Below are 21,032 nucleotides of genomic sequence, written 5' to 3' on the forward strand. Positions count from 1 at the left end.
AATGATGGCTATTGTGCTTGACATAACAGGGGAAGGGTATGATAGACATTCTTTTACAATAGAAAACTACTCAATTCCCCCAAAATGTAGATTCAAAAATTATTTAGGGTTTGATACGGAAGAAAAAATGGAGATTTATCTTAGAAGAATTTTAAAAGATTTTAAAAGAGTAAAATTTATTGGCGATGCTGACCCTGATGAAGCCTCAGAATATAGTGATTATAATTTGTGTTCTTTTTCATTTTGCTTTCCCACCAGACCCCATCCAGATAATGAAGGTGAAGTGAGTTATGTATGGATGCATAGTGATAAAGGTATCTTGATAAAGAAAAAAACTATTAAATCGTATATGGAAGCATTAATGAAATTGTTGAATGGAATAAATCAAACCTTATAAAGAACAGGGGTAGAAAAGGAACGGGGTCGGGTCTTAACCTTTAACTGAAATTTACAAAATATCCTAAAACATCATTTCCTATGCTCATCAATATCCAGATCATTCTCAATTTGAGAAAAGGAAAACAGAAGGTTTTAATTCTTGACTTTAAATTTATGTTAAGTATAATTAACACAAATTCTATTATAGGTTAGATAGAGATGGCAAATATTAGAGATGCTTTGAGAGAGACAAACCCCTGGTGGGAGTCCGGGTTTAATTTAAGAATCAAAGACCGTGAGGTTTATCAGCAGGTCCAAAAATTTATGCCGATGCGGCAGATAATTGCCCTGACTGGTTTGAGGCGGGTAGGTAAGACTTTTCTACTCTATAAAATAGTTGAAGATTCAATCAAAAAGGGATTCAATCCACACAATATATTGTATTTTTCTTTTGATGATTTTCGCGAGATAAATATCAGAGAAATTGTAAAGGAATACCAGGATATTATAGAAAAGGATATTAAAAAAGGGTATTATTTATTTTTGTTTGATGAGATACAAAAACTCACCAATTGGGAAGAACAATTAAAAAGGATTTATGATAATTTCGGCAATATCAAGATAGTAATTTCCGGCTCGGAATCTTTATTTTTAAGAAAAAAATCAAAGGAGAGTCTTGCCGGACGGTTGTTTGAATTTAAGGTGGAACCCCTCTCTTTTAGAGAATTTTTGTCATTTAAGGGTATTGAATATAAACCCATTGGCCTGTATGAAGATAAATTAAGAAAGTCATTCAATAATTTTGTTCTGAGTCTTGGCTTTCCCGAATTGGTTGATATCAGCGAAAAGGAAGTTATTAAAAAGTATGTTAAAGAAAGCATCGTTGAAAAAATTATTTATAGAGATTTCTCTTATTTATTCAAGGTAAAAAATGTTTCCTTGATTGAATCTCTTTTAAATATATTTATTGAGGAACCAGGACAACTTATTGAAATTGATAAATTGGCTGGTGAATTGAAAATTTCAAGGCAGACTCTGTCTAATTATCTATCCTATTTAGAAGAGTCTTTTCTTTTGCAGAAGTTATATAATTTTTCCCGAAGCCGGCGAAAAGTAGAAAGGAAACTTAAGAAGTATTATCCAGCGGTAGTTTCTATTGACCTTGTATTTAGAGATGACGAATTATCAAGGTCAAAGGTATTTGAGTGGCTTGTGGTTCAAAAATTGAAGGCCGAATTTTTCTGGCGTGACCCCTATAAAAATGAAGTGGATGTCATTTTGTCCAATAAAAATCCGATTCCAATTGAAATCAAATATCGCAAGATTGACATCAGTGGATTACTTAAATTTATGGAAAAATTCAGAGTTAATAAGGGCTATGTGATTACTTATAACATGGGAGAGGAAAAAAGAATAGATGGAAAGAAGATAGTTATCATTCCTGCTTATAAATTCCTACTCGGTATGGATGAGTTATTGGAATGAATATGTTTTAGGGTATATGCTCATCAATATTCATACCATTCCCAATGCGAAGAAGAAAGAAGTGATTATGCTGGGTAAGGATTCGTACAAAGTAAAGTTGATCTCTCCGCCAGAAAAAGGCAGGGCGAATAAGGAATTGATTGAAGTTCTGGCAGAATATTTTAATACCCAAAAATCAAATATCAAAATTATCAAGGGTGAATTTGGAAGAGAGAAGGTAGTGGAGATAATTTCTACTTGATGAACCACATAAAGCATTTGATAGATATTAAATCAGCATTTTTATTTGATTTATTCCATACCCTGACTTCAATAGAACAGACTTCGCCAGGTATGTTTAAAACCGCAGATATTCTTGGTGTTGATAGAAAAAGATGGACCGAACAATTACTCAATAACTCTATTGAGCGGTTAACTGGAAAGCTCAAAGACCCTTATAAGATAATTGAAAAAATGGCACATTCTATTGACCCGAATATACCTAACGAGATAATTAAAAAAGCGACAGATAAAAGGATTGAATTTTTTAAAAAAGCGATTATTGAAATGCCGCAGAGTTCAATCGATACGATAATTTATTTAAAAAATAGAAACAAAAAGTTAGCGTTAATTAGCAATGCTGATTTTATGGAAAAAATGGCGTGGGATTTTTGCCCCATTGCTCAATATTTTGATGCGGTGATATTCTCCTGTGAGGTTGGCTATGTAAAGCCCCAAAAAGAAATCTATGAAATTGCAATTAAAAATTTGAATGAATCTCCTTCTAATTGTGTTTTTGTGGGCGACGGTGGTTCAAACGAATTTTACGGCGCAAAGAATCTGGGTATGACGACAATTATGGTTAAAGGAGTAGTTGAGAAAAACTGGCCGGAAAAAGTTAAGGTTCAAATGGAGTATGCTGACTACATAATAAATGATGTTAATGAACTGATTGTTTGAGTATGTAAAATAGAAAATATATATTACTAGAAATATTCAACAAAAAAGGAAGTGGTTATGAATTCAAAAGTCAACGGCATACAAAGTTTTTTGAATCTTGAAAAAATCAAAGAGTTGTGGTCTAAAACATATAATACCCAAGGTAAGCCGGACTGGTCGCATATTTTGCCTTATTATGATGATGATATATATTTTAGGGATTCAATACAGGAGATACATGGTATAAAAGAATTTAAGGCTATGGTTGAAAACCTGACAAAAAGGTCGAAAGATTTAAAAATGCAAATTTTAAATGCTATTCAACATGAAAATATTATTTTTATTGAATGGGAAATGACAATAAGTTTTAAGAAAAATCCACGTTCAAAATTATATGGTGTAAGTCGGTTGACATTAAATGAAAATAATAAAATTGTTGAACAAAGAGACTATTATGATCTGTGGGGAGACATTTTTGATAATATTCCAAAGTTTAGCAAATTATATAGAAAATTTATGAAAAGAAAATTTGGATAGGGGAGAACCATTAATAGCCGCAAAAGATTCTGGAAATATTTCAAAGAATATAAGTGGTCTGATATTTTCGCTATGATAAGAAACAATCGTTTAGACCCTAAAACCTGTTCCGATAATTTTGAAAATAAACTTGTGGTCATAACTGGTGCCACATCAGGTATTGGTTACTTTACCGCAGTGAAATATGCTTATCATGGTGCAAATCTTTGTTGTGTAAATCGCAATGAGGAAAAGTCCCGAGTCCTGCGTGACGAAATCGAAAATAAATATAAAGTTAAATGTGATTGTATTATTGCCGATTTGAGTAGATTGGCAGAAATCCGCAGAGTGGGGGATATACTTCTAAGTTTTAGTTCACCTATTGATGTTTTAATACATAATGCCGGTATCTATCTTACTCATAGACATATTACTGAAGACGGCATTGAGAAGGTCTTCGTAGTCAATTATCTTTCGTCCTTTATGTTAAATTTTATTCTAAAGGATAAATTCAAAAAACAGGGAAAAACCAGGATTATTTTAGTTAACTCTGAAGGGCATCGCTTTGTTATATGGGGAATAAGACTGGATGATTTGAATTGGGAAAAAAGGCGTTATTCAGGATTGAGAAGTTATGGTTATGCCAAAACTGCTCAACTTTTATCTATGCTTATTTTTAATGAATATTTCAAAGGTAGCAATGTAAGAATTAATGCTATGCATCCTGGGGCGGTCAGGACCGATGCCGGGGAAGAGAATGGTCCGCTATATTACTGGATCAAGAAAAATATTTATGATAAAATTTTGAAATCCCCTGAAATATCAGCCGAGGCATTATACTATCTCGGGGTAGCAAAAGATATGGATGGAATCAGTGGAAAATTTTTTAATTTGACTACCGAAGAAAATCCAGCACCCCCTGCACGTGACCGAGAAGTAGCCTGGGAACTCTGGGAGAAAAGTTTGAAATTGAGTGGATTGGGTAATTGAGATAAAGATATAAATATGAATGTTTACGAAACAATAGTTGTAGGTGGAGGCATTGCGGGTTTGACATCTGCGGTTTATCTTGCCCGTGCAGGACAGAAAGTTTTGCTTATTGAAAAAAATAATGAGTGCGGAGGGCTTGTCAGTTCTTTTAACAGGGATGGTTTCTATTTTGATGCTGGGGTAAGAGCCCTTGAAGACGCAGGTATTATCAGACCGATGTTGAAGGAATTGGGTATCAACCTTGAATTTGTAAAAAGCCCGGTTTCTGTGGGTGTAGAGGATATTATTTTACACATTGAAAATGAAAGTAGTATTGAAGATTACAGGAATATGTTGAAAAAATTATATCCCGAAAGTGGGGAAGATATTGATCGTATAATAATTGAAATAAAAAAGATAATGAAAGATATGGAAGTCTTGTACGGTATAGAAAATCCCGTATTTAAGGATTTAAAACATGATCTATCATTTGTCTTTAGAGAAATTATACCCTGGTTTCCGAAATTCCTTTTTACAATTAAGAAGATTAACCGTATGAATATGCCAGTAGAAATATATTTGAAAAATATCACTAAAAATCAGTCATTGATTGATATTATTGCTCAGCATTTTTTCAAAAATACGCCTGCTTTTTTTGCACTCAGTTATTTTTCTTTATATCTTGATTATATATATCCAAAAGGTGGGGTGGGTAAATTATCCGAAGGAATACTGAAAAAATTAATAGAATATGGTGGAGAAATAAAAACCGCTACAAAAATTGTTGATGTAATTGCTGATAAACATCTCTTAAGAGATCATAATGGCAATACATATAAATATAGAAATTTAATCTGGGCTGCTGATTTGAAGATATTATATCGGAATGTTAAAATTGGGAAATTCCCTTTAAGGATTCAGAGGAGAATTGAAGATAGGAAAAGGCTCTTATTGAATAACAGGGGTGGAGATTCTGTTTTTACTCTTTTTTTAGAGATAGATGAGCCGCTTGAAAGTTTTAAGAAGATTGCTCATGGACATTTCTTTTATACGCCTTCAAAAAAGTGCTTGGGTGATATCCATAGGAAAGAACTTTATGATTTATTAAAAAATTCTGGAAAAATTGAGAAAGAGAAGATTCTGTCCTGGCTGGATAGGTTTATAAAGTTTAATACTTATGAAATATCTATTCCAGGTCTTAAAGATCCTGAATTGGTTCCCAAAGGAAAGACTGGATTAATTATCAGTTTCCTTGCGGAATATGATTTGTTTAAAAAAGTACATGAAGCGGGTTGGTACGAAGAGTTTAAAATAGAGATAGAAAATCGCACTTTGAATATCATATCAAATTCTGTATATCCAATGCTGAACGGAAAAGTGATTAGTCGTTTTTCTTTTACACCATTGAGCATTCAAAACAGAGTAGGCAGTTCTGAAGGGGCAATAACAGGCTGGGCTTTTCAAGAAGAGATGCCGGTTATAAATAAGATACAGTCTTCAGCCCGTGCAGTTTTAACACCGATACCATCTGTTTTTCAGGCGGGGCAATGGGTCTATAGTCCTGCAGGTGTCCCCATGTCTATCCTTACCGGTAAATTGGCAGCCAATCAAGTATTGAAAAAGAAAAATAAAGCCTAATATGATTTATTTATTTTGTATTTCTATTTTTTATGTAATACAGGCAAACAGTGCAAAAATAACGGATAGCACAAACATATGTTTTCACAGGGATTATCAAGTTCTATTCGCTACAAACTATAATCTCTTAAATTCCACTGAAAATTCAAGGACTGCAGTTAAGTTTTTGAATGATATTTACTTCCGAACGCTAAAACCTAAAATAAGGAATAGTATCTTGAAGAATTCTCTTGGATTTGTTTGGCGATTTACAACGACCTGGATCACAATGTCATTGCCCCATGAATTTGGTCATTATTTGCGCACAAAACAGGCTGGAGGTGATTTCGGCATTGAGAAGATTACCTTTCCAATGATATATGGCAGACTAAAATTGCCTGATACTGCCACACCCGAAGACCACACACTCGCCTTAATTGGTGGTTTTGAAGCGAACTTCATCACTGCCCGTGATGTGCAGAATGATTTTTTTCAATATGGCAGTCTATATAACGAAGAACTCGCAATATCCTTTGCCCACAGGATTATGTATAACCTATATGCGTTTCTATTTACTCCTGTTAATCCTGAAGATCCCGGTTCATGGAAAGAAGTTATTGGAGACCCTATAACTTTTACTAAATTAGTTTGGGAGTTTGGTGGAAGAAGTGTTTTTCTACAGGATAGCACAATAAACAGAGAACTTGTTGATTTTTACAAAAAATCAATCTATTCGTCATTGCTCTGGAATCTATTTGATATGAATTTTTACCGCGAAGCGAGTTCATTTTTTGGCGATGAACTGGGCGGAAAAAAGGCTAAATATTTGATTGGCAATGAGGATAAGGGTTGGGCTTACGGAACGTTTTTTAACACCTCTGTATTAGGTGCTGAACTATATTTAAACAACTACCTTCGTTTTAATAAAAAATTTTTCGTGGTGTATCTTAAATATGGATTTCCTTTTGTGAATAATGGTGCAGGTATTTTTACTAAAAGTTTAATTGATGTTAGAAATTTTAAGGCGGATTTTGGCATGGATATATGGAATCAATATTATTATGGTAATGGCTTCGCATTTAATAGCAGTTTGAAATACTTTATCAGCAATCAATTTATTATAATGGTTCAGCCTTACTGGAAGTCTAAAGGATATTTATTGGGTATGCCCACCAATCAATGTGCATCAATAATTTTAGCGGTAAAGTATTACTTTAATAAATATTGATAACCTCTGAAATTACAAAATTTTTATTTGAAAAAGATTTTTTAAAAATTTTTACGATTTTTCTTGACTTTTTTCTTTTTTTAGATATAATTGTTTGCAACAAAGTGAAATCCCAATGGCATATTTCATAAGAATAGAAGATAAAGAGTATATTGGGAACATAAGCAGGGTTGGTGCTTCATTTAATATCCTGCTTGATGGCAAAAATATATTTGCAGAAGTTGCAGATATAGATAAGGATAAATTGACATTAATAATTGAAAACAAACCTTACCAGGTATTTCTCGATGGGGAAAGTCAGTTGACGATAAATGGTGAAACATACTCGTTTGAAGTAATTGATGAGCAGGTTGCTAAAATATTAAAATCTGCCCCAGATGTTGGACATAAGAAAGAGATAACAGTGACTGCACCAATGCCTGGATTGGTTATTGATGTTGAGGTAAATGAAGGTGATATTGTGAAAAAAGGTCAGGGTTTGCTTATTATTGAGGCCATGAAGATGCAAAATGAGTTCAGGGCACCAAGGGACGGGGTAGTGAAGAAAATATTGGTTCAGAAAGGTCAGACGGTGAATAGCAAAGATGGCCTGATAGTGATAGAATGATAAATTCTAAATCCGAAGCACGAAATACTAAACAAATTCTAAATTCCAAATTTCAATTTATCAAGGTTTGTATGAGATTTTTAAAATTGAGATTTGGGAATTGTTTAGGATTTAGAAATTAGAATTTAGGATTTAAAGTTTATGTTGTACAAGACCAATGATATAAAAGATTTTGATTATGAACAGGACCTTGGTAATCCCGGTGAATATCCATTTACCCGCGGCATTTATCCCACAATGTATGCGGGTAGACTCTGGACTATGCGCCAGTATGCAGGTTTCGGAACAGCTGAAGAATCAAATAAGCGCTATCATTTTTTATTAAAACAAGGGCAGACTGGGCTTTCGGTAGCATTTGATTTGCCTACTCAGATGGGGTATGATTCTACCGACCCAATGGCCGAAGGTGAAGTTGGTAAGACCGGTGTTGCGATTGATACCCTTGCGGATATGGAGATTTTATTTAAAGGTATTCCCCTTGGTAAGGTGAGTACCTCAATGACGATAAATGCAACGGCTCCAATTATTCTTTGTATGTACATCGCAGTAGCAGAAAAACAGAATGTATCACCCGCAGTCCTTGAAGGTACAGTTCAAAATGATATTCTAAAGGAATATATTGCACGGGGGACTTATATCTTTCCACCCGAACCATCAATGAAATTGACGATAGATTTAATTGAATATTGCAGTAAAAATTTGCCCAAATGGAATACAATTTCAATCTCTGGTTATCATATTCGCGAAGCGGGCTCTACTGCGGTGCAGGAGATCGCCTTTACATTTTCTAACGGCATTGCCTATGTCAATGCTGCTATTAAAAGGGGATTGGAAATAGATTCATTTGCCCCACGGCTTTCGTTTTTCTTTAATTGCCACAATAATTTTCTTGAAGAAGTTGCAAAGTTTCGTGCGGCACGCAGGCTTTGGGCAAGAATAATGAAAGAAAGGTTTGGAGCTAAAAATCCGAAATCCTGGATGTTGCGTTTTCATACCCAGACCGGTGGTTCAACCCTGACTGCCCAAGAACCTTTAAACAATGCGATAAGGGTGGCCTATCAGGCGTTGGCGGCAGTATTTGGTGGCACTCAATCATTACATACCAATTCTTATGATGAAGCATTGGGACTGCCGACTGAAGAATCGGTAAAATTAGCATTGAGAACACAGCAGGTGATTGGCTATGAAACAGCAATTCCAGAAATAATTGATCCTTGGGGTGGCTCATATGCAATTGAGGCAATGACTAATAAGATTGAGAAAGAGGCGATGGAGTATATCGAAAATATAGAAAAAATGGGCAGTGCAATAAAGGCAATTGAACAAGGGTATTTTCAACGAGAGATTCATAAAAGTGCCTACGAGTATCAGAAAAAAATTGAAAAAGGTGAAATAAATATTCTTGGTGTTAATAAATTTAAAAGCGAGGAAAAGCCAAAAACAAAGATTTTGAAAGTTAAACCTGCGGTTATGCAAAAGCAGATTAAAAGACTGAAAAAAATCTTGTCTGAGCGTGATAATACAATTGTGAGAGAGAAACTAAACAAACTAAAAATCGCGGCAGAAAAAAATGAAAATTTAATGCCTTATATTCTGGATTGTGTAAAGGTTTATGCCACAGTTGGCGAAATTACTACTGAGTTGAAAAAAGTCTACGGTGAGTATAAAGAGCATAAGATTATATGAAATTTAGAAAAGTTTTATCATCGCTCACAAAAAATTTTAAGAAATATAAGGTGCGTTATGCGCTTATTGGTGGGTTTTCGCTCTTTATATTTGGAATTCCCAGAACAACAGTTGACCTTGATTTTCTTATTAATAAAGAAGATTTAGAAAAACTTGATAAAATAATGGATAAACTTGGATATAAACTGATTTTTAGAACCGAGAATGTATCTCAATATGCAGGTAAAACTAAAGAACTGGGTGGAATTGATTTTATACATGGATTCAGGAAGTACGCATTGGAAATGCTGTCAAGGGCAAGAAAATGGAAAATAAAAGATATAGAAATTGAGGTTCTACAACCTGAAGATATAATAGGATTGAAAGTGCAGGCAATTGCCAATAAACCCGAGCGCAAAAACAGGGAACTTGCAGATATTGAGAGTATACTTGAAAAGTTTTCTAAGGATATTGATTGGGAACTTCTAAATGAATATTTTCATCTGTTTGGTTTTGACAAAGATTTCAATGAATTGAGAAAGAGATATGGGTAGATTAACAATTGGTGAGAAAAGAGATTTATTGACTGATGCACGTTTAAAATCAAGAAGGCGGGATTTTGAGAGGTTGGCAAGATTAAAAAATAAAGGCTTTAGTTTGGAACTGCTTGAAGAGATAACCGATTTAATAAAAACTGACTATCCACGAAATAGAATAGAGGCAAAAAGGAATAGATTGTGAAATTAGGTTCTTTAAATTTGGGGAGAGCAACGAATTGGTTGATTTGAAATTTATCAGCAAGGAGGTTAAATGAATTCCCTATTCCTTGGTTTCGGCGCAATTATACTTTTTCTGATTGCCTATAATTTATATGGTAGGATACTTGAGCGATTATTCAATGTTAGTCCTGAGAATAAAACACCTGCCCATTATAAGTATGACGGTGTGGATTATGTGCCAGCAAAAAACTGGCTTGTCTTATTCGGACATCATTTTTCATCCATTGCTGGTGCAGGTCCGATTTTAGGACCTGTTATTGCCTGCGCGGTCTGGGGTTGGGGACCTGCAATTCTATGGATTGTTATAGGGTCAATATTTGTTGGCGGTGTCCATGATTTTTCAAGTTTGATGCTCTCCTTGCGCAATGATGGACGGTCGATTGGCGATACTACAGAAACCACCCTCGGTGTCAGGGCAAAGATAATATTTTCTTTGTTTGTCTGGCTTTCTCTGATTCTTGTTATTGCAGTATTTGCTGCCTCTGCGGCGAAGACTCTTGAAACAACACCTGAAATTGTCATTCCAACTTTTGGTATTATCCCGACTGCAATTCTCGTCGGTCTAATGCTTTATCATTGGCGTGTTAATACAATATTATCAACAATAATTGGTGTAGGAATGCTATTTGGTTTAATTTTACTCGGTTGGTATGTACCAATAAAATGGACATATTATGGGTGGCTTTTTACTCTTTTGCTTGTCTATGCATATACCGCCTCAATATTGCCAGTAAATATTATTCTGCAGCCCAGGGATTATCTTTCTTTCTTCGTTTTATTTTTCGGTTTAATTGTGGGATATCTTGGTGTTATAATCACCCACCCTAATGTAAATACACCTTCTTTCGTGAGTTTTTCTGGAAAAGAGGGCTATTTATTTCCAATGATGTTTGTTACTATTGCGTGTGGTGCAATTTCTGGATTTCATTCCCTTGTTGCAAGTGGAACTACATCTAAGCAATTAAATAATGAAAGGGATGCGAAAAGAATTGGTTATGGTGCAATGTTAACTGAAGGTATTTTGAGCACGCTCGCAATAATTGCGGTTTGTGCTGGATTGTACTGGTATGGTGGTAAGGAAGGTTTTGTTTATCCCGAGCTGATAAAAGGCGGTAATTGGATAGGTGCATTTGGTAAAGGCTACGGTCAAATAACAAAACCCATACTTGGTGCCCTTGGAATGTTCATTGGTATTACAATGCTTAAAACTTTTATTGTAACAACTCTTGATACTGCGACGAGGATAACCCGTTATATTGGAACCGAATTGTTTGGAGAAAGATTAGGTATCGGTTTTATGAAGAATATGTATATAAATAGTGCAATTGTGATTGGACTTGCGACCTATCTTGCAATTGGACCCTGGCAGAATATTTGGCCTGTCTTCGGTGCATCCAATCAACTTGTTGCTGCATTAGCGTTGCTTGTTGTGACTACCTGGCTTTTGTCCAAGAAAAAAAATAGTCTATACACGCTTATTCCGGCAATATTTATGCTTCTTGTTACTATTACTGCGCTAATCCTTCAGGCAGTGAAATTTTTTTTCACTCAGAAAATTATGCTTGGGATAATCTCAATTATCTTACTTGTGCTTGCCGGTTTTATGATTGAGGAGACTTTGAGGAGCACAATTAAATTAAAAAGATCATGATTTGTGTTTGGATTTTTAATATTGTTTGCAATTTTGTATTTGAAATTTTGTTAAAAAGGGGGTTAAATGAACTTTGGCATTCCAAAGGAATTACCGCCATTTAAGGAAATCCCTGAATATCGTGTAGGATTTTCACCAAGGGCGGTGAAAGAATTGCTCCTGTATGGAGCAAAGGTTTATGTTGAATCAGGCGCGGGTGAAGGAGCTGGTTTTACTGATGAAGAATATGTGAATGCCGGTGCAGAAATAGTTTTTTCTAAGGAAGAAGCATACCGCAGGGCTGATATTGTATTGAAAGTCCGTCGTCCACAACAGGAAGAGTACTCGCTCATCAAAGATGGACAAATCATTATGGGATTTATTCATCTCGTTACAGCAACAAAGGAATTCATACAGGTGATACAGGAAAAAAAGATAACACTCGTAGGCTATGAAATAATACAGAGAGAAGATGGCCGACTACCGATAGTAATACCGATGAGCGAAATGGCAGGAAAACTCTCAGTTCAGATTGCAGGGAGATTGCTTGAGGCACCGAGTGGTGGCAGAGGTGTGCTTCTTGGCGGATTGCCAGGAATCCCCCCTGCCGAAGTTGTAATACTCGGTTGTGGAACATTGGGTTCAAATGCTGCAAGGAGTTTTGCTTCTTTAGGTGCTAATGTTTATATTGTTGATATCCTGCGTGATAAACTTGATAATCTTGCCTGCCATACTGAAGGAAGCAGGATTACCACTATGTTTTCCACAAAATACAACATTGAAAAGCTTGTTAGATTTGCTGATGTGGTTATTGGTGCAGTGCTGGTTCCTGGAAAGAGGACACCGGTATTAGTCACTGCCGATATGGTAAAAACTATGAAAAAGGGTTCAGTGATTGTTGATTTTGATATTGATCAGGGCGGGTCAATTGAAACAGCAAAGATAACTCCCACCGGCAGATTTGTTTATTCGGTCGATGGTGTTGTTCATTTCTGTATGCCTAATGCTACGACGGTGGTCCCACGAACCGCGACCCATGCAATTTCCTCTGCTATTTTTCCTTACATTCGCGTTATTGCTGAATTGGGTTTTGATAGGGCATTAAGAGAGATCCCTGAACTTTCCAGAGGTATCTATGCCGAAAAAGGCGAAATTAGAAAGGAGTATCTGTCATGAATTGGTTTGATGAATATAAAAAGAAAAAGTGTTCGCTTGAAGAAGCAGTTTCTGTAGTAAAAAGTAATGACCGAATTTATATTAGTGGAAATGCCGCAACACCTATGACTTTAACTCAAGCATTGGCAATGCGTAAAGACGAATTGAAAAATGTGGAAGTTACCCATGTTCTTTTATTCGGCGACGATCCGCTTTCAAAGCCCGGGATGGAAGGACATTTTAGACACAATTCACTATTTGTTGGACCTGGTGATCGTGCGGCAGTAAACGAAGGTAGGGCAGATTATATTCCCGTATTTTTATATGAAATCCCGGATTTATTTTATTCCGGTCTTCTACCCCTTGATGTTGCATTTCTACATTTGTCACCACCTGACGAACATGGATTTATGAGTTTCGGTGTTGAATGTCTATCGTCAAAAGCGGCGGCTGAAACCGCAAAGATAGTAGTCGCACAGGTCAATGAGAAAATGCCCCGGACTTTAGGAGATTCATTTATTCACATATCTCGTGTCCATAAAATCGTTGAGGTCAATATGGATTTGCCAGAACTTGAACCTGCCCCATTTACTGAGGTTGAAAAGAAAATCGGACAGAATATTGCAGATTTAGTAGAAGATGGTTCAACATTGCAATTAGGTATCGGTGGTATCCCCAATGCAGCATTAAAGGCAATGTTTAACAAGCGGGATCTGGGAGTTCATACAGAAATGGTATCGGATAGCATTATGGAGGCGATTGAAGCTGGAGTGATAACTGGTTCTAAAAAGACACTCCATCCCTACAAGGTGGTTGCTACATTCTATCTTGGTTCACGCCGATTATACGAATTTATCGATAATAATCCGATTTTTGAAACACACCCAACGAATTATACAAATCATCCAGTGGTTGTAGCACGGAATGATAAAATGGTTGCAATAAACTCAGCGATAGAAGTTGATATTACTGGCCAGGTATGTTCAGATTCCATTGGAACGAAAATATATTCTGGATTCGGTGGACAGGTAGATTTCATTCGTGGTGCCGCACAATCAAAGGGCGGAAAGCCGATTATTGCACTGCCGTCCACTGCCAAAAATGACACTGTTTCCAAAATTGTTCCAACCCTTCAAGTCGGAGCAGGTGTTGTCACTACTCGCGCTGATGTTCATTATGTAGTAACTGAGTATGGGGTAGCATACCTACACGGTAAGAATTTGCGTCAGCGTGCCGAGGCATTAATAAATATCGCCCATCCCAAATTCCGTCCCTGGCTTGAAGAAGAAGCGAAGAAAAGAAAGTTACTTTAAAATAATCAGTAGCCAGTAGTCAGTATAATGAAAGAAAAAATTAAATCTATAGACGATTTTGTGGTTTATCAGAAGACGGTTCAATTGTTTAATGATTTCGTAAATGAAGATTTGCTGATTTTGCTTAGAACAGTGGTAGGTAGAGAATTAGCTAAAAATCAAGTGCGCAGTTTAGATTCAATGTGTGCTAATATAGAAGAGGGTTTTGAAAGAAAAACAGGAAAGGAATTAAGATATTTTTTTATAATTTCACGTGGCTCAGCGGGTGAAAGTAGAGGTGGATATTTACGTTGTAAAAAATTTCTTCCTTTGAGTACCATTGAAAAAAGAGTTAAACTACTGAACGAAATATTGGCTATGCTAAATTCCTTAATAAGTAAATTGAGAGGTTAAAAGTTATTATGGTTCTAAGTTCTATCTCTAATTGTATAATTACTGGCTACTGACTACTGGCTACTTTTGTTATGAAGATTTCCCATATTGCCATCGCTGTCAAAAATATCACTGAAAGCCTGAAGATTTGGCAGGATATTTTTGGTTTGAAACTGATTAAGGTAATCGATGTTCCCGACCAGAAGGTGAAGGTTGCGATGTTGGAAGTTGATGATATGCATATTGAATTACTTGAACCACTTAATCCTGATAGCACTGTTGCAAAATTCATTGAGAAAAAAGGCGAGGGGTTACATCATATTGCCTTTGCAGTTGATAATATTGAGGCAACAATGGAACAAGTTAAAAAATCAGGGATCAAGCTGATTGATGAAAAACCACGCAAGGGTGCAATGGATTCAAAGATTGCTTTTATCCACCCTCAAAGCACGGGCGGTGTGTTGATAGAATTGTGCGAGGAGTAGTATTGAGCTATCTCCCGCCATTTTTTACCATAATCAGAAGACTGACTGAAGAAAATGTTAAATTTGTAGTAGTAGGAGGTGTTGCCGCAATTATTCATGGTGTCCCAAGAGCAACATTTGATTTAGATGTGGTAATAGAATTTTCAAAGATAAATGTTAAGAGATTCAATAAAATTCTTGATGAATTTAATCTTAGACCAACTGTGCCTATCAATCCGCTTGAATTAGCAAATCCACGAAAAAGAACAGAATGGATAAAGAAAAAAAATGCAAAGGTTATCAACTTTAAGGACCCGAAGGGAAATTATGCACTTGATGTATTACTAATCTATAATTATTCCCGAATTAGAAAAATCGAAATTGAGATTGAAGAAATAAAGTTTTATGTGGTTGACAAAAACACACTCGTAAAAATGAAGAGAGAAGCGAATCGGGATGTTGATATCAGAGACATAAAAAATTTGGAGACACTATGAATATTTATAAAAAAAGACTTTGCGATTCTTATCGCGTTTTACTCTTTTTGCAAAAAATTTATCCATCGGAGAAGATAAGATATTGGCGGGATATTCAATGCCATCGGGATGGAACACCCCAAAGACTCTGGCGGTTACGCGAAAGTTTAAAATTGAGTATTTCTGATTTTGCGAAATCTATAGGATTTTGTGCAGAAAAGTATGAAAGATTTGAAAGAATAGGTGAAAAGGTACCAGAAAAAGTTATAAATCGTGTTGCTAAAAAATACAACGTAAGAATAGAATGGTTAAAGGCGGAAATAGGATAAATTTTATACAATCTGAAAGCCGGGTTGTGTTTTACTATTTGGGCATTTAGGTGTTTAGGAATTTAGGCATTTAAACTTATCGGGGAGGTTTTTATGCACATAGAAACCAATATTGTTCATGGTGGCGTTCATCACGATGAAAAGACTGGTGCCCATGTACCACCGATTTATATGACTTCAACCTTCGTCTTTAAAGATGCAGACCAAGGTGCACGATTATTTAAAGGGGAAGAAGAGGGATATATTTACACCCGTCTTGGCAATCCGACAATTGATTTACTCGCCAAAAAGATGGCACTTTTAGAATCCGCTGAAGCCGGGCTCGCCTTTGCCTCAGGAATGGCGGCTGTTTTTGCAACGGTATTGACCTGTTGCAAAACTGGTGAACATATGATTGTGGACAAAGTAATATATGGTGGTACATATGGTCTCTGTCAAAGTGTTCTTCCGCGCCTTGGTATAACAACTACTTTTGTTGATGCAAATGATTTAAATCAGATAAGAGCAGCCATAAGACCAGCCACAAAATTAATTCTTGTTGAGTCGCCTGCGAATCCTACATTAAAAATAAATGATATCAGTGCCATTGCTGAAATTGCTCACGATAACAATATTCTCCTCTGTGTAGATAATACTTTTGCCACCCCTTATCTACAAAGACCCATTGAGCTTGGTGCTGATATTGTTTTACACTCTGCAACTAAATATCTTGGTGGTCATGGAGACCTGATCGGTGGGATAGTTGTGGGTAAAAAAGAATTCATTAAAACAATGGCGGATGAAATTGCAAAGGATGTCGGAGGTTGTATTTCACCAATCAATGCCTACCTGATACTCCGTGGTTTGAAGACACTTGCGGTAAGAATGGAAAGGCATAGTGCAAATGCGATGGCACTGGCGAGATTTTTGAAAAAGCATCCTAAGGTTGAAAAGGTTTATTATCCTGGTCTTGAAGACCACCCCGGATATGGAATTGCCAGAAAACAGATGCGATATTTTGGTGGAATGCTGGGTTTTGATTTAAAAGGCGGCAAAGAAGCCGGGAAGGTAGTTATGAATTCGGTTAAAGTATGTACCCTTGCAGTGAGCCTTGGTGATACTGATACTTTAATAGAGCATCCTGCATCAATGACCCATTCAACTTATACTGAAGAAGAATTAATAAAAGCAGGGATAAATCCAGGATTTGTCAGAATGTCCGTGGGCATAGAAAATGTTGAAGATCTAATTGACGATATAGAACAGGCATTATCTAAGATCTGAAATGTAGCATTCAGTTTCTATCGGACGGCTAAGTATAGTTAAAAGGCTCTCTTGCAGGGTTGGTTATTTTATAAAAAGAGCATCTTCATAATGATTATTGTTTGTTTAATCTAAAGAAAATGAAGCAGGGCAGGGTTTTCCATGGAAACCAATTGTTCTTTCGGAACCAGAGGTTAGCCTTGCGTCAGGAGTATAACAATGTAGGGCAAGGCTTTAGCCTTGCAACAGGAGTATAACAATGAAGATAAAATCACAAGTTACATTCGGTCTGGGTATTTTTCTTGTGGTCTTTGGTGGCGTAGGCATTTTTGTTACTGACATTCCAGTCAAGATCATACCATTCTTTATCGGCCTTTCGCTAATCTATCTTGGTTGGAAAGGAACACGTACCGCAACTGCTGTATTCGGTCATATCACGGTTGTCTGTGGTTGTTTTCTTATTACCTATGGTCTGTATTTATTGCCTTATGTTAAACCAACGCTTGCCCATATCTTTGGTATGCCCCTTTTCTGGGGCTTGATTTGTTTACTTGGTGGCATCTGTGCAATCTATCATGCTTTTTGCAATTGTGTGAGATGCCCAAGAAATTAACAAATCTAAGGAGGAATTATGTGGCAAATAAATAAACCAACGGTATTCATTGTTGCAATACCGTTTATAATTATTGGCCTTATCTTTATTGTATTGGGTTTTAATACAGGCCCTGAAAGGAAAACCGGCGATGGCTATCCGCTAAGAACTTTTTTCTTCTTAATGGGAGGATTTTATATTTTTATTATCTTGGCAATCATTGGTGGCGGAATATTGTGGACAAAAAAGCAGCAAAAAGAGTTGGAATGGTTTAAAAAATTTGGTATCCCTGGAACTGCAGAAATCCTCTCAGCAGAGCAAACCGGTGTTTACATAAATAAACTTCCACAAGTCTGTTTGAAATTGAGCATAAGTACCGGAATGTTTGCACCATACACTGTGACTACTAATAAAGTGTTTAGTTTCACAGATATGGGTAAATTAATTCCTGGTGCAAAATTTCAAGTGCTTGTTGATCCGAAAAAACCAAAACGGTTCATAATTATCTAACATGGACGTCTAAATGGTAAAATTTATAGAAAAAAGTGGTGAATCATTTGAAGAGGCGATTGTAATACTTGATGCCAGCAACCATATGGAAGGTGTTAATGCTGAATATCAATATCTTGCTAAAAAATTCGGTGTCCAGGGGAGAGACTGGAAGTTACTCCGTCAGAGTTTGATGCCTCACGGCAGAAGGCAATACGACAAAATTGAAATAGAGTTCGCTGACCAAACCAAAAAGGCGATATTCTTTGATATTACTTCATTTTTTGGTAAACTCTAAAAGGGCAGGGTTATGAGTATTTTAAATATTCCCATTATTACCTTTTTTGCAATCATTTTGTCCGTTATTTGTGTAATATTTGCATTTGTATGGGGTTTGCTTTATAGACCTGGAGATAAAGATGAATAATATGCTTATATATGCCATGGTTATAGTGCTTTATCTTCTATTATTGCTCGTTATTGGTATCATTTCTGGTAGAAAAACAAAAGATACTTCGGACTTTTATCTGGGCGGACGAAATATCGGTCCCTGGGTGACTTCTCTGTCTTATGTAGCTGCATATTTCAGTTCAGTTGTGATAATTGGAGGTGGTGCATTTGGCTGGCTTTACGGGATGTCAACACTTTGGATTGGTGCAATAAATGTTCTACTGGGAACGACTGTATGCTGGATTGTTCTCGGTCCGAGAATGAGAGAAATTACCCATAGACTGAATGTCATTACTATTCCTGAATTTCTAAAGAGAAGATATGATTCAAACTTTGCTTTAATATTTTCTTCGCTTGTGATAGCGATATTTTTGATAGTTTATAATGTGAGTATGCTCAAAGGTATGGGGCATATATTTGAAGGATTGATTGGTGTTTCATATATCTACGGTCTTTTGATTTCTTCGGTGATAATACTTTTTTATGTATCAATTGGTGGATATATTGCAGTTGTTTGGACAAGTTTTATACAGGCTTGGATAATGGGAATAGGATTGATAACACTCACAATTTTTACATTGAAAAGTGTCGGTGGCATTTCAAACGCTGCATTTAATCTCTCTGTAATTAATAAGGGATATGTTGATACACCCGGCGTATGGAATTGGCAGGGATTGATTTCTTATGCATTGATAGTCAGTTTTGGAGTTTGGGGTATGCCCCAACTTCTGGTTAGATTTTATTCAATTAAGAAAATCAGTTTTTTCAAGATAGGAACACCAGTTGCAGCGCTTGGGACTTGTCTTGCACTTCTGCCGTATTTTAATGGCGCTATATCAAGAATACTTTTTCCTTCATTGAAGAATCCTGACCTTGCAATACCGATGCTTGTAAAATCTGTTCTTAACCCTATAGGTTCCTCAATATTTCTGGCAGCAGTCCTTGCTGCAGGTATGTCAACATTTTCGTCAGTATTAATAATAATCACTGGTTCAATAATCAAAGATTTTCTGAAAGAAGGATTGAAATTAAATTATGATGACAAGAGGATGCTTACGATGAGCAAAATCACAACACTCATTATAGGTATTATCTCAATAATAATTGCTATAAAACCGCCCGCCCTTGTACTTGCTTTAACCGCGTTCTCCTGGGCAATCATATCTTCTACTACACTCTGGCCGGTTCTATTTGGACTTTATGCAAGATGGGTTACAAAAGCTGGAGTAATTTCTTCAATGATTGGTGGCTTTCTCATAGCACTGATATGGATGGCTCTAAAACAACCATTCAAAGTTCATGGATTTATCCCTGGAATTATCATCTCCTTTATGATAATTACACTGGTTAGTCTGTTCACAAAAAAATATGACAAAGAATTTTTAGAGACGATTTACCACAAAAAATAAGAAAGGAGAAAATATGAAATTCATAAGATTTTTATTGTTGACCTTTGCTTTAATCGCGTTTTCTTTTGCGCTCAGGCCAGAAAGAGAATATAAGGCGATACCTTCTGATTACGGTATTATTTACCGAGAGGTTGAATTTCTGACCGCAGATAATTTAAAACTAAAAGGCTGGTTCATTCCTGCTCAGGATACTGTTGGTATTTTGAACTCAGTTATTGGACGTCTCGTACCGGTTCCCGATGAGTTAAAACCCGATGTCAGAGAGTATAAAACAGATACTACAAGGAAACCAACGATTATTATCTGTGATGGTGATGCTGGTAATATGACACAATTTATATTCTATGCTTATCATTTTTTTACAAAAGGATATAACGTTTTCTTGTTTGACTGGCGTGGCTTTGGGAAAAGCTCAGATTGGCAAACCGAGCAGGACAGGTTGTGTTATACTGAATATATTGATGATTATGATGCCACAATTGGTTTTGTAAAAAAACAACCTGAAGTTGATACGACACGAATAGGAGTTATGGGTTTTTCCACGGGCGCTTATCTTTCCTTTGCAATCATTGCGAAAAGAAATGATATTTCTGCTTATGTAGGTAGGGCACTTATGAGTTCGTTTGATGAACTTTTACCAGTATTGAAACAATCATTACCGGGGCGAAACTTTATGGCACCAGAGAATTATCCCGAAGAACTATTACCTATAAATGCGGCTGAGAAGATTAAGATTCCAGTCTTTTTGATCGTTGGTGAAAAAGATAATCGAACACCGGTTTGGATGTCTGAGAAGATAATGGTCAAATTGAATGGTCCAAAAGAACTATGGATAGTTCCTAAAGCAGAGCACGGTGGTATAAACGGACCAGAATTCATCAATTATCCTGAATTCTTTGACAGGGTTCTGGCATTTTTTGATAAATATTTAAAAAAATAAACCGCCGTC

At 36.1% G+C, this 21,032-nt stretch carries 25 protein-coding genes; all 25 read left to right on the top strand.

Features of this window, described 5'->3' with window-relative positions; translation table 11 throughout:
• A partial coding sequence (locus ABIL69_08505; protein ID MEO0124024.1) for a hypothetical protein occupies positions 1-397 on the top strand: 397 nt, incomplete at its 5' end.
• Between the two features lie 200 nt (positions 398-597).
• Positions 598-1,863, top strand: coding sequence for an ATP-binding protein (locus ABIL69_08510; protein ID MEO0124025.1), 1,266 nt, complete (start codon positions 598-600; stop codon positions 1,861-1,863).
• Between the two features lie 16 nt (positions 1,864-1,879).
• Positions 1,880-2,104 carry a DUF167 domain-containing protein gene (locus ABIL69_08515; protein ID MEO0124026.1) on the top strand — a complete coding sequence of 75 codons (225 nt, stop codon included), beginning with the start codon at positions 1,880-1,882 and terminating at the stop codon, positions 2,102-2,104.
• The gene (locus ABIL69_08520; GenBank protein ID MEO0124027.1) at positions 2,104-2,802 is read left to right on the top strand and encodes an HAD family hydrolase; all 699 of its coding nucleotides are present in this window, start codon (positions 2,104-2,106) and stop codon (positions 2,800-2,802) included. The genes ABIL69_08515 and ABIL69_08520 overlap by 1 nt, the downstream gene beginning before the upstream one ends.
• Positions 2,803-2,859: 57 nt before the next feature.
• Positions 2,860-3,318 (top strand): nuclear transport factor 2 family protein, encoded by a 459-nt coding sequence (locus ABIL69_08525; GenBank protein ID MEO0124028.1) that lies wholly within the window; start codon positions 2,860-2,862, stop codon positions 3,316-3,318.
• A gap of 72 nt (positions 3,319-3,390) precedes the next feature.
• Entirely contained in the window at positions 3,391-4,287 is an 897-nt protein-coding gene (locus ABIL69_08530; protein MEO0124029.1) for an SDR family NAD(P)-dependent oxidoreductase, read from the top strand.
• A 15-nt stretch (positions 4,288-4,302) separates the two neighbouring features.
• A complete protein-coding gene (locus ABIL69_08535) occupies positions 4,303-5,904 on the top strand; it encodes an FAD-dependent oxidoreductase (protein ID MEO0124030.1) in 1,602 nt (533 codons plus the stop codon).
• 1 nt (position 5,905) lies between these two features.
• Entirely contained in the window at positions 5,906-7,111 is a 1,206-nt protein-coding gene (locus tag ABIL69_08540; protein ID MEO0124031.1) for a hypothetical protein, read from the top strand.
• Between the two features lie 94 nt (positions 7,112-7,205).
• The gene (locus ABIL69_08545) at positions 7,206-7,718 is read left to right on the top strand and encodes a biotin/lipoyl-containing protein (protein MEO0124032.1); all 513 of its coding nucleotides are present in this window, start codon (positions 7,206-7,208) and stop codon (positions 7,716-7,718) included.
• Between the two features lie 141 nt (positions 7,719-7,859).
• Entirely contained in the window at positions 7,860-9,404 is a 1,545-nt protein-coding gene (locus ABIL69_08550; GenBank protein ID MEO0124033.1) for a methylmalonyl-CoA mutase family protein, read from the top strand.
• Positions 9,401-9,937: a nucleotidyl transferase AbiEii/AbiGii toxin family protein gene (locus ABIL69_08555; GenBank protein MEO0124034.1), complete on the top strand. Its 537-nt coding sequence runs from the start codon at positions 9,401-9,403 to the stop codon at positions 9,935-9,937. Before ABIL69_08550 ends, ABIL69_08555 begins: the two co-directional genes overlap by 4 nt.
• On the top strand, positions 9,930-10,124 hold the full coding sequence (locus ABIL69_08560; protein MEO0124035.1) for a hypothetical protein: 195 nt from the start codon (positions 9,930-9,932) through the stop codon (positions 10,122-10,124). Before ABIL69_08555 ends, ABIL69_08560 begins: the two co-directional genes overlap by 8 nt.
• Positions 10,125-10,193: 69 nt before the next feature.
• On the top strand, positions 10,194-11,813 hold the full coding sequence (locus ABIL69_08565; GenBank protein MEO0124036.1) for a carbon starvation protein A: 1,620 nt from the start codon (positions 10,194-10,196) through the stop codon (positions 11,811-11,813).
• Between the two features lie 66 nt (positions 11,814-11,879).
• Complete coding sequence (locus ABIL69_08570; GenBank protein ID MEO0124037.1) at positions 11,880-12,968, top strand: alanine dehydrogenase; 1,089 nt, start codon at positions 11,880-11,882, stop codon at positions 12,966-12,968.
• A complete protein-coding gene (locus ABIL69_08575; GenBank protein ID MEO0124038.1) occupies positions 12,965-14,260 on the top strand; it encodes an acetyl-CoA hydrolase/transferase C-terminal domain-containing protein in 1,296 nt (431 codons plus the stop codon). The genes ABIL69_08570 and ABIL69_08575 overlap by 4 nt, the downstream gene beginning before the upstream one ends.
• Positions 14,261-14,287: 27 nt before the next feature.
• The gene (locus tag ABIL69_08580) at positions 14,288-14,653 is read left to right on the top strand and encodes a four helix bundle protein (GenBank protein MEO0124039.1); all 366 of its coding nucleotides are present in this window, start codon (positions 14,288-14,290) and stop codon (positions 14,651-14,653) included.
• 71 nt (positions 14,654-14,724) lie between these two features.
• Positions 14,725-15,117 (top strand): methylmalonyl-CoA epimerase, encoded by a 393-nt coding sequence (mce, locus tag ABIL69_08585; protein ID MEO0124040.1) that lies wholly within the window; start codon positions 14,725-14,727, stop codon positions 15,115-15,117.
• 2 nt (positions 15,118-15,119) lie between these two features.
• On the top strand, positions 15,120-15,593 hold the full coding sequence (locus ABIL69_08590) for a DUF6036 family nucleotidyltransferase (protein MEO0124041.1): 474 nt from the start codon (positions 15,120-15,122) through the stop codon (positions 15,591-15,593).
• A complete protein-coding gene (locus tag ABIL69_08595; GenBank protein MEO0124042.1) occupies positions 15,590-15,901 on the top strand; it encodes a hypothetical protein in 312 nt (103 codons plus the stop codon). The genes ABIL69_08590 and ABIL69_08595 overlap by 4 nt, the downstream gene beginning before the upstream one ends.
• Before the next feature lie 93 nt (positions 15,902-15,994).
• Positions 15,995-17,164 carry an aminotransferase class I/II-fold pyridoxal phosphate-dependent enzyme gene (locus ABIL69_08600; GenBank protein ID MEO0124043.1) on the top strand — a complete coding sequence of 390 codons (1,170 nt, stop codon included), beginning with the start codon at positions 15,995-15,997 and terminating at the stop codon, positions 17,162-17,164.
• 238 nt (positions 17,165-17,402) lie between these two features.
• On the top strand, positions 17,403-17,756 hold the full coding sequence (locus ABIL69_08605) for a hypothetical protein (GenBank protein MEO0124044.1): 354 nt from the start codon (positions 17,403-17,405) through the stop codon (positions 17,754-17,756).
• An 18-nt stretch (positions 17,757-17,774) separates the two neighbouring features.
• Positions 17,775-18,245: a hypothetical protein gene (locus tag ABIL69_08610; GenBank protein MEO0124045.1), complete on the top strand. Its 471-nt coding sequence runs from the start codon at positions 17,775-17,777 to the stop codon at positions 18,243-18,245.
• A gap of 13 nt (positions 18,246-18,258) precedes the next feature.
• Entirely contained in the window at positions 18,259-18,522 is a 264-nt protein-coding gene (locus tag ABIL69_08615; protein MEO0124046.1) for a hypothetical protein, read from the top strand.
• A gap of 121 nt (positions 18,523-18,643) precedes the next feature.
• The gene (locus ABIL69_08620) at positions 18,644-20,083 is read left to right on the top strand and encodes a sodium/proline symporter (GenBank protein ID MEO0124047.1); all 1,440 of its coding nucleotides are present in this window, start codon (positions 18,644-18,646) and stop codon (positions 20,081-20,083) included.
• Between the two features lie 13 nt (positions 20,084-20,096).
• Positions 20,097-21,023 (top strand): alpha/beta fold hydrolase, encoded by a 927-nt coding sequence (locus ABIL69_08625; protein ID MEO0124048.1) that lies wholly within the window; start codon positions 20,097-20,099, stop codon positions 21,021-21,023.
• Positions 21,024-21,032: the final 9 nt, after the last annotated feature.

This window comes from candidate division WOR-3 bacterium (assembly GCA_039802005.1).
Classification (GTDB): domain Bacteria; phylum Hydrothermota; class Tepidihabitantia; order SM23-42; family JAOAFX01; genus JAOAFX01.

Excerpts from the sequence above, each read along its gene's own strand:
- ABIL69_08540 (MEO0124031.1), top strand. The coding sequence starts at position 5,906 with ATGATTTATTTATTTTGTATTTCTATTTTTTATGTAATACAGGCAAAC.
- ABIL69_08625 (MEO0124048.1), top strand. The coding sequence starts at position 20,097 with ATGAAATTCATAAGATTTTTATTGTTGACCTTTGCTTTAATCGCGTTT.
- ABIL69_08560 (MEO0124035.1), top strand. The coding sequence starts at position 9,930 with ATGGGTAGATTAACAATTGGTGAGAAAAGAGATTTATTGACTGATGCA.
- ABIL69_08580 (MEO0124039.1), top strand. The coding sequence starts at position 14,288 with ATGAAAGAAAAAATTAAATCTATAGACGATTTTGTGGTTTATCAGAAG.
- mce (MEO0124040.1), top strand. The coding sequence starts at position 14,725 with ATGAAGATTTCCCATATTGCCATCGCTGTCAAAAATATCACTGAAAGC.
- ABIL69_08525 (MEO0124028.1), top strand. The coding sequence starts at position 2,860 with ATGAATTCAAAAGTCAACGGCATACAAAGTTTTTTGAATCTTGAAAAA.
- ABIL69_08565 (MEO0124036.1), top strand. The coding sequence starts at position 10,194 with ATGAATTCCCTATTCCTTGGTTTCGGCGCAATTATACTTTTTCTGATT.
- ABIL69_08615 (MEO0124046.1), top strand. The coding sequence starts at position 18,259 with ATGGTAAAATTTATAGAAAAAAGTGGTGAATCATTTGAAGAGGCGATT.
- ABIL69_08620 (MEO0124047.1), top strand. The coding sequence starts at position 18,644 with ATGAATAATATGCTTATATATGCCATGGTTATAGTGCTTTATCTTCTA.
- ABIL69_08515 (MEO0124026.1), top strand. The coding sequence starts at position 1,880 with ATGCTCATCAATATTCATACCATTCCCAATGCGAAGAAGAAAGAAGTG.
- ABIL69_08570 (MEO0124037.1), top strand. The coding sequence starts at position 11,880 with ATGAACTTTGGCATTCCAAAGGAATTACCGCCATTTAAGGAAATCCCT.
- ABIL69_08510 (MEO0124025.1), top strand. The coding sequence starts at position 598 with ATGGCAAATATTAGAGATGCTTTGAGAGAGACAAACCCCTGGTGGGAG.
- ABIL69_08575 (MEO0124038.1), top strand. The coding sequence starts at position 12,965 with ATGAATTGGTTTGATGAATATAAAAAGAAAAAGTGTTCGCTTGAAGAA.
- ABIL69_08600 (MEO0124043.1), top strand. The coding sequence starts at position 15,995 with ATGCACATAGAAACCAATATTGTTCATGGTGGCGTTCATCACGATGAA.
- ABIL69_08595 (MEO0124042.1), top strand. The coding sequence starts at position 15,590 with ATGAATATTTATAAAAAAAGACTTTGCGATTCTTATCGCGTTTTACTC.
- ABIL69_08530 (MEO0124029.1), top strand. The coding sequence starts at position 3,391 with ATGATAAGAAACAATCGTTTAGACCCTAAAACCTGTTCCGATAATTTT.
- ABIL69_08555 (MEO0124034.1), top strand. The coding sequence starts at position 9,401 with ATGAAATTTAGAAAAGTTTTATCATCGCTCACAAAAAATTTTAAGAAA.
- ABIL69_08520 (MEO0124027.1), top strand. The coding sequence starts at position 2,104 with ATGAACCACATAAAGCATTTGATAGATATTAAATCAGCATTTTTATTT.
- ABIL69_08605 (MEO0124044.1), top strand. The coding sequence starts at position 17,403 with ATGAAGATAAAATCACAAGTTACATTCGGTCTGGGTATTTTTCTTGTG.
- ABIL69_08550 (MEO0124033.1), top strand. The coding sequence starts at position 7,860 with ATGTTGTACAAGACCAATGATATAAAAGATTTTGATTATGAACAGGAC.
- ABIL69_08610 (MEO0124045.1), top strand. The coding sequence starts at position 17,775 with ATGTGGCAAATAAATAAACCAACGGTATTCATTGTTGCAATACCGTTT.
- ABIL69_08535 (MEO0124030.1), top strand. The coding sequence starts at position 4,303 with ATGAATGTTTACGAAACAATAGTTGTAGGTGGAGGCATTGCGGGTTTG.